Origin of the sequence: Rickettsia sp. TH2014 (genome assembly GCF_019249195.1) — a bacterium.
GTDB lineage: Bacteria > Pseudomonadota > Alphaproteobacteria > Rickettsiales > Rickettsiaceae > Rickettsia > Rickettsia felis.
Genome location: NZ_MXAX01000078.1, coordinates 126 through 8,925 on the forward strand (window position 1 = coordinate 126; position 8,800 = coordinate 8,925).

Sequence of the window (8,800 nt, forward strand, 5' to 3'; positions counted from 1 at the left end):
TTTGATATTGTCATTTATAGAATCTCCTCCTTTGTTTCTAGAAAATTCTACTTCTTTTGTCGATTGTTTTTGGGGGGTGCCTCATAAGTTAAATTATCTTAGATTTCTGTTTTTGCAGGAATGAAATCAGCAACCTAACAACAATGCTTATAGTTGTGTGTAATAACGTTAAATTGAATAATATCGTATTTCTAACTTTTATTTAACAAATCTAACATAGTTTTACCGATATCGGCAGGGGATCTAGTGATAGTTACGCCGGCACTTTGTAGAGCTTCAAGCTTATCTTCGGCACTTCCTTTTCCTCCGGCAATAATAGCACCGGCATGCCCCATTCTTTTACCTGGAGGTGCTGTAATACCTGCAATAAAGCTAACAATAGGCTTCTTGATTTTCGATTGCTTGATAAACTCGGCTGCATCTTCTTCTGCATTACCGCCGATTTCACCAATCATAATAATTGCTTTTGTTTCATCATCTTTCAAAAACATATCAATACAATCAACAAAATTAGTGCCGTTAACAGGATCGCCGCCTATACCGACACATGTAGATTGGCCAAGCCCTACGGCTGTTGTCTGTGCTACTGCTTCATAAGTTAGAGTACCTGATCTTGAAACAATACCCATCGTTCCTCTTTTATGAATATGTCCAGGCATAATACCGATTTTACATTCACCAGGTGTGATAACTCCAGGACAGTTAGGACCGATTAATCTAGTTTTAGAACCGATTAAAGCACGTTTTACTTTCACCATATCAAGTACCGGAATTCCTTCCGTTATACATACTACTACTTCGATTTCGGCATCGATTGCTTCTAATATCGAATCAGCAGCAAAGCCGGGCGGAACATATATAACGCTTGCATTTGCACCGGTTTTTGCTTTTGCTTCATGTACGGTATTATATACAGGTAAATCAAGGTGAGTATGACCGCCTTTGCCGGGTGTAACGCCGCCAACCATGTTAGTGCCGTAAGCTATCGCTTGTTCAGAGTGAAAAGTTCCTTGTGAACCAGTAAAGCCCTGACAGATAACTTTTGTTTTTTTATTTATTAATATTGCCATGTTAAATAATTTTTATTGTTTTTATTTTTTTGTGTCGTCATCGTCATTGCGAGCAACTGAAAGCGTTGTTGCATGGATTGTTATTATGTCATTCCCGCGTAGGTGGGAATCCAGTAATTTAAAGGTTATACACAATAGGTTTTTAAAATTAAAAACTCGATTTATCTCGTTTTACCCTGGATTCCTGCTTTCGCAGGAATGACACCTACAACTTTACCGTATCGCTTCAACTATCTTGCTTGCAGCATCTGCTAAATCATGTGCTGGTATTATTTCTAAACCGGAATTTGATAAAATTTCTTTCCCTTTTTCAACGTTTGTACCGGCTAAACGAACCACTAACGGTACTTTTATACCTATGTCTTTTGCTGCTGCAATAATCCCTTCCGCTATAATATCACAACGCATAATACCGCCGAAAATATTAACTAGAATCCCTTGTACTTCTTTATCGGATAAAATTATTTTTAAAGCTTCTTTTACACGCTCACGATCAGCCCCACCGCCAACATCTAAGAAATTTGCAGGTGACGCACCGTAAAGTTTAATAATATCCATAGTAGCCATAGCAAGACCGGCTCCGTTAACCATACAGCCGATATTACCGTCCATTTTTACATAGCTAAGTCCTGCATTTGCCGCTCTAGTTTCTAAAGGATCTTCCTCATCGTGATCACGCATTGCCGTAATATTCGGATGTTTGAATAAGCCGTTATCATCAAAAGTGATTTTTGCGTCTAAAGCGAGTAAATTTCCGTCCGTTTGTACAATTAACGGGTTGATTTCAATTTGTGCTGCATCAGTTTCAACAAAAGCATTATAAACGGATTTTACTATTTCTTTCATCTGTTTTGCTTGGTTATCCTTAAAGCCTAACTCATAAGCTATGCCTCGCATATGAAAATCTTGTAAACCGGTTGCAGGATCAACGGAAAATTTAACAATTTTTTCCGGAGTTTTTTCTGCTACTTCTTCAATATCAACTCCTCCTTCGGTAGAAGCTATGAAAGTAATACAGCTAGCTGATCTATCAAATACGATACTGAAATAATATTCTTTTAAAATATCACAACCTGATTCAATATAAAGACGGTTTACTTTTTGTCCTTGAGGTCCTGTTTGATGTGTTACTAAATTAATACCAAACATGTCATGAGCCACTTTCTTAGCTTCTTCTTTACTCTTAACAACCTTAACGCCGCCGGCTTTACCTCTGCCTCCGGCGTGTATTTGTGCTTTAACCACATATACTTCCGTATTTAACTTATCCATTGTTTCATTAATCTTTTCGGTTTTCGTGACAACGAGTCCGGTGGAAGTAGGTACGCCGTATTTTCTTAAAATCTCTTTTGCTTGATATTCATGAATATTCATTTTAAATAATTTATTTAAATAATTAAAGCACAGTATAATAATTAATCTTTAAACTGTAAAGTAGAGAGTTTTTTGTCGCTTGTCATTCCTGCGGAAGCAGGAATCCAGTAGTACTCAACGTCATCCCGCGAGCTTGTAGCGGAATCTAGTTTTTACTTTTTTATGGATACCGTGGTCAAGCCACGGTATAACACGGGAAAGAGCTGGATTCCTGTTTCCACAGGAATGACATATGCTACTCATTCCACATCCTCTTAAGTACGTTATCTTTCCTAATAAAGTGATGATATAATGCAGCTAGTATATGCAAAATAATTAAGGCAGTAAATAACAAAGCAGCTTTTTTATGGATTTTCTTAAAGATTTTGGCAAATTGTAAATCTTGAGCAAAAGAATTTATAGTAAACAAACCGTAAAAATCAATATGATGATTTGATAGGATAGTCATAAAAAAGCCGCTTATCGGCATTAATAACATTAAAAGATATAGCAAATTTATATTAATATTAGCGGCTTTTTTCTGCCAATTCGGTAAATCAGCTGGTAATAAAACATTAGTATTATAGAACTTCCATAAAAGCCTTATTATTACTAAAGATAAAACAACTATACCGGTTGCTTCATGTATCCCGTATAATTGCCATTTTAGAGGCGGTTCTATATAATTATCCATTAAGAAACCGACAACGAGCATTACTATAACTATAATACTCATTATCCAGTGAAAAAGTTTTGCAATTAAGCCATAAGAATTTTCAGTATTTGTCAGTAGCATAGTGGTACTCCTCATTGCTATGATAACGTCATTGCGAGGAGCGTAGCGACGTGGCAATCTCATAAAGTAGTGTAGTATAATTCCTGAGATTGCTTCGTCAAAACTTGCAGTTTTTCCTCGCAATGACGGCTGACGGCTTTGGTATCCACGCAACAATGCCTGCTCGTAATGACGGGTTATTCTTCGCAATGATGTGAAGGTTCTAATTCCCAACTGCTGTATCTATAATCTTTTCCGCCTCTGTACCGCTAATTTTTTCTTTATCATTCAGAATGAGATTAGCATTCTTTAAATCGTCTCCTATATACTCCGCTCTTCCTTTTAAAATCTTAGCTAAAAACTGCTCGGCAAGAGCATAATATGAGATTCTGTTACCGGGCTTTGCAAAGCCGTGTCCTTCATCTTTGTAAAGTGCATAAACTACCGGTATACGCTTTGCTTTCATGCTATTTACAATCTGTTCTGATTCTGTCTGTACGACCCTCACATCGTGAGCACCTTGTGCTATAAATAAAGGCTTTTTGATATTATCAACAAAATTAATCGGTGATTTTTGTCTTAAAAACTCTTTTTCTTCTTCAGTATCCCAAGGTCCTATACGTGTTTTATATATACTTAACAATGGTGTCATATAAGGAGCTTTAGATTGCACATGAGTTAATAAATTAGACATACCGACAACGTCAACACCGCAAGCAAATATGTCAGGAGTCATGGTAAGACCGACAAGTGTAGCATAACCACCATAACTTCCGCCCATAATACAAACTTTATCAGAATCAACTATATTATTTTTAATAGCCCAGTTAACACCGTCAATTAAATCGGTGTGCATTTTACCGGCATATTCTAAATTACCGGTGTTTAAGAAATCTTTCCCAAAACCGGTAGAACCACGGTAATTTATACTTAAAACTGCGTAACCACGATTTGCAAGCCATTGATGCTCAGGATTGTATCCCCAGCTATCACGAACCCACGGTCCGCCATGAACATTAATTATTAGCGGTACTTTTTTATCAGGAATATTATTTTCATCAAGCTTTATGTCATTTGGAAAAGTGATATAGCTAACTAAATCAAGCCCATCACGTGACTTGATAATTACCGGTATCATCTTAGCAAGATTATATTGCTCAAGTTCTTTGCGATTAGTAAATAAAAATTCGGCTTTTTTATTTGCCCTATCATATTTATAATATTTCACCGGTGCATTATCAGCCATATAAGCAACGATCCAAATTTTATCGTCTAACGTCCTACTATTAATAATTAAATCACCGCGATCGAGAGATTGCAAATATTTAATATCATCTTCAATATCTTTATCTAATATTTTATATGAGACTCTATCATAATCTATAGATACTGCTTGCGGAGTTTGCTTTGTGGGATGAACTGTAAATAAGCCGATATCGGCTTTTGCATCTTCGGCTAATATTTCTTCGCTGCCTGTAGCAAGTGTTATCGCCTTAAGAGCTGAAGTATTGCGGTTACGCCCCTCAAGCATATAAAGAATTTCGCCGCTAGCATCAAAACCGAGTATAGAAGTATTGAAAGAATCTTCCATTGAGATTTTAGTATATAATTTAGGTTCGCCGTCTCTTAATTCATAATATTCAACGGCTCCGTCTTTATCTAGTAAACTACCGAATCTTAAATTTAAATTTTCATCGACTACGTAATCAGTAAATCTATCATTTTTATAAATTAATTCTTTTTCTAGAGTATCTAGATTTAATTTGTAAATATCAAAATATTCAGGATTACGCTCATTTAAATATATTAATATCTCATTTGGTTTCTTATGACTTGCTCCTGCTATTCCGGCTTTAACTCCTTTTTCAGGAGTAAGTAGCTTTGACTCTTTCGTTTCTATATTATAACTGTAGATTCGGTCATTTTCATCACCGTTAAAATCTTGAGTATATAAAATATTTTTATTATTATAAGCTTTAGCATAAGACCAAATACCACGTCCTTTGTCATGGGTTATGGCTTCTGCTTTACTAATATCATCTGAGGGGGCTAGCCAGATATTTAATACACCGTCTTTCGGTGCAATATATAGAATATATTTGCCGTCGTGGGTTAGAGAAACCCTTGCTTTATCAGGGTTACCGAATAAAACTTTTCTTGGGATTATTTGATTGTTATCTGTTGCTGTTTGTTTTTGAAACATAAAAATACCGACACTTATTATTAATATAGTGCCTATAATATAGAAAATTTTACTCATTACTAATGGTTTGTTAGGTTATTTAGCCATCATTGCGAAAAGAAACTGCAAGTTTCGACGAAGCAATCTCAGGAGTTTGTTGTTATTTCATGAGATTGCCGCGCGGTCTTCGACCGCTCGCAATGACGGGTTAGGGTATTCCTCGCAATGACGTAGAATTTTATTTACACCTTCTCAATATTGCTTAAAAACCAATCAACTTCTTTAGTATTAGCATTACGTGTAAATGTCCATTCTTCTTTTAAATCTTCAATTTTGTCAACTACATTTTTACCTTGAAATAGTAATTTAATAAATATGTTATTACCGAACATGTAAATTTCTGAATATTTGGCACTTAAAGCTGATGAGTCAAAAAAATCACCATAGGACGGTGTTATTTTTTCAAATTCTTCCAAGTATCTTTTATCTATCAGCTCAGATAATTCTTGAGCATCTTTTTTATAAGCCGCCTCTATAATCATTTGAAAAGCAGTTTTAGCATTATTTATAAATTTAACCGGATCAAAGGAGTAAAGACGTTTATGGACTTGTTCCATTCCATCTACGACCGCAGTTATATTATGTTCCACTATTATATCTTTAAAAGCTTTAATATCTTGGGCTGTTGGAATATTTTTTTCTTCTTTATTAGATTTAACTGTACTGTAAGTTACGTCCTTAATAACCGGTTCGCCAAAATAAGATTTTTGCTTTGTTTGTTCCTCTTCTGAAGTAGAACCGAGAGTCGTAATTAATTTGTTGATAATGTAAAAAGCAATAACGGCAAAAATTAATAACTCTATTATTTGAGGAGACATTTTCTATTTATTTTTATTAAAAGATTATTCTTATATCTTAATATAAAAAAATAATCTTTTAAAGTTATTTAATAAAAATAAGGATTTATTTTTATTTGAGTTATACTTAAAGTTTAAAAAAATATTAAACGATAACTAAAATATCTTGATTACTTCAATTATTATGATATTATTGTTTTGTAAATGATGTTTAAACTCCATCATTGCAAAACATTTATAGCCTTTAGTTTATTTATGCTAGGGAGCTGTTGTACTAAAGGCTTAATTTTTAAGCGTTTTTAGTATAACGGATAATTATTGTTTTCAATGATTGAGTTTATCCCCTAGCACCTATATATTTTTTAGCAACTCTTCCACTTTTATAGCATTATCAAATCCGTGATCGTAATGAAATCTTATATCAGGCGAGAAGTTCATATTTATTTTATTAGTAATAAAATTTCTGATAGCATTTTTAGAATTACTTAAGGCATCCATAATTTCATCTATTGTTAGTTTAGTATTAAAAGGCAAGAAATAACAATTAGCTATTTTTAGATCAGCAGTAACTATAACTTTTGTAATAGTGAGAGGATAATCAAAAAGTCTGCTATCCAGCATTTTACCACGTCTTAGAATTTCGATTAATGCTTCATTTATAATACTTGCTAATTTTTGTTGTCTATGAGAATTAGTTTTGGTTAATTTTTTCATAAATTATAAAATATATAATGTTAGAGCATAATAGCATGCTTTTGCCAAACAACCAATACCTAAAAATTTTAGAAATTTTGTTTTAAAAAAACCGGAAAATAAGGAAATAAAGCATCCCCAAAAAGGAAAAGCCATTAAGAAAATTATAAATATCTCATATTTATAATATAATTTTGTTAAATTTTTATGTCTTAAGATATTTTGTTCATTTTTGGAAGCATAAAAGATATTTAAAACAATTCTTCCAAAAATATAATTGACTGCATTACCGCTAAGAGAAGTGCAAATAGCCACCAGCAGCATTATTACACTATTATAGCCCCCAAACATTTTCATAGAATGAAATATTAATTCATTCTGAAAACCGATAACAAGATTTGAGACAAAACTATCAACAAATAATAAACTATATGCTTCAAATTGGTTCATAAATGTAATATATTGAATTTTGATTAGGGGTACTAATCGTCATTGCGAGCGACCATAGGGAGCGTGGCAATCTCAGGAATTGCTATTACTTTATGAGATTGCCGCGTCGACGCTACGCATCTCCTCGCAATGACGATTTCGGTAACCCCTACCATCTAACACCAAAATAAAGTAACCGGCAATGAAAAAGCAAATTATTTATCCTGATTTTATAGCACGAATTTTTTCTACGGCACTTGATTTATCATTATTTGCCTTTATAGCAATCCCAATATCACAATTTTGTTCTTTTAATTTATTATGGTTGTTCTTTAATGATTATTTCCTTAGTAATAACATTAATCTTCATAATTCCAATGAAATGTTTAACTCTGTTATGAGTCAGGAATTTTATGAATATCTTAAAGCAGGGAATTTTAATAAATATATTTTGTTTAATATTTCAATTTTTGCTACTAATATATTAGTAATAGGCTCATATTTCGTAACGCTTTGGTATTATAAAGGTGCAACGCTTAGTAAAATGTTTTTACATATGAAAATCGTAGATGCCGTAACATTAAATCGTCCGACTTTAAAGCAGTTAATTAAAAGATTTTTAGGGTATATGACTTTTCCTATAGGTATTTTTTTCATACTTTTTTCTTCTAAAAAACAAGCATTGCATGATAAGATAGCCGGAACCGTCGTAATCAAATCTTAATATATGAACAACAACACAAATGACATAGACCAGCTAATTTATCTTTTTTCTAAATTGCCTGGGCTTGGCAGTAGGTCGGCAAGACGTATAGCGCTTTATCTATTGCAAGATAAAGATGTTAGGTTAAAAAGCCTGATTAATAACCTTGTAGAGATAGATAAGAAAATAGTAAAATGTGAGATTTGCGGTAATATGGATACGGAAAATATTTGCTGTATTTGCTCTTCTGAATATAGAGATAAATCGGTTGTTGCCGTTGTTGAAACCGTAGCTGAATTATGGGCAATGGAGCGTAGCGGTAATTTTAAAGGTTTATATCACGTACTAGGTCATAATTTATCGGCAGCTAGTAGGCAAAATCCTAGCATACTTCGGTTACCTGAATTACTTAAAAGATGTTTTGCAGAAAATATTAAAGAAGTTATTATTGCTACTAATTCTACTTTAGAAGGTCAAACTACTGCCTATTTTATTACTGAATATCTAAGAGAACATCCTGCTAAAATTTCTCGCCTAGCTAGCGGTATACCTATCGGAGGTGAACTTGATTATTTAGATGAAGGTACCTTATCTGCTGCTATTAACCTACGCCAACCTTTTGAGTAAAATGTTATTGCTTTTATCTATCTAATTACTTAATAAAAATTAATTATTTCTTGACCTAATTATTAATTAATACTAATAATTAGTAGGTCATGCCTCCATATTGCAGTTACG

Annotated in this window: 9 protein-coding genes; 2 read left to right on the forward strand and 7 right to left on the reverse strand. The window is 33.4% G+C overall.

Annotation, left to right across the window (positions count from 1 at the left end; translation table 11 throughout):
• Positions 1-191: 191 nt before the first annotated feature.
• The 7 genes from sucD to KYQ89_RS01295 form a co-directional block, all read right to left on the reverse strand.
• A complete protein-coding gene (sucD, locus tag KYQ89_RS01255) occupies positions 192-1,070 on the reverse strand; it encodes a succinate--CoA ligase subunit alpha (protein WP_218460037.1) in 879 nt (292 codons plus the stop codon).
• Positions 1,071-1,283: 213 nt separating this feature from the next.
• Entirely contained in the window at positions 1,284-2,444 is a 1,161-nt protein-coding gene (gene sucC / locus KYQ89_RS01260; RefSeq protein ID WP_218460038.1) for an ADP-forming succinate--CoA ligase subunit beta, read from the reverse strand.
• A gap of 235 nt (positions 2,445-2,679) precedes the next feature.
• Complete coding sequence (locus tag KYQ89_RS01270; protein WP_256621180.1) at positions 2,680-3,375, reverse strand: cytochrome b; 696 nt, start codon at positions 3,373-3,375, stop codon at positions 2,680-2,682.
• 46 nt (positions 3,376-3,421) lie between these two features.
• On the reverse strand, positions 3,422-5,458 hold the full coding sequence (locus KYQ89_RS01280; protein ID WP_218460039.1) for a S9 family peptidase: 2,037 nt from the start codon (positions 5,456-5,458) through the stop codon (positions 3,422-3,424).
• A gap of 164 nt (positions 5,459-5,622) precedes the next feature.
• Entirely contained in the window at positions 5,623-6,258 is a 636-nt protein-coding gene (locus KYQ89_RS01285) for a Tim44 domain-containing protein (protein WP_218460040.1), read from the reverse strand.
• 330 nt (positions 6,259-6,588) lie between these two features.
• Complete coding sequence (gene rbfA, locus KYQ89_RS01290; protein WP_218460041.1) at positions 6,589-6,951, reverse strand: 30S ribosome-binding factor RbfA; 363 nt, start codon at positions 6,949-6,951, stop codon at positions 6,589-6,591.
• A 3-nt stretch (positions 6,952-6,954) separates the two neighbouring features.
• Positions 6,955-7,380, reverse strand: coding sequence for a YqaA family protein (locus tag KYQ89_RS01295; RefSeq protein ID WP_218460042.1), 426 nt, complete (start codon positions 7,378-7,380; stop codon positions 6,955-6,957).
• 181 nt (positions 7,381-7,561) lie between these two features.
• Between KYQ89_RS01295 and KYQ89_RS01300 the strand changes: the two genes are divergently transcribed.
• Both KYQ89_RS01300 and recR read left to right on the forward strand, forming a co-directional pair.
• Positions 7,562-8,083, forward strand: a complete 522-nt coding sequence (locus KYQ89_RS01300; protein ID WP_218460045.1) for an RDD family protein — start codon at positions 7,562-7,564, stop codon at positions 8,081-8,083.
• Positions 8,084-8,086: 3 nt separating this feature from the next.
• The gene (recR, locus tag KYQ89_RS01305; protein WP_218460046.1) at positions 8,087-8,689 is read left to right on the forward strand and encodes a recombination mediator RecR; all 603 of its coding nucleotides are present in this window, start codon (positions 8,087-8,089) and stop codon (positions 8,687-8,689) included.
• Positions 8,690-8,800 lie beyond the last annotated feature (111 nt).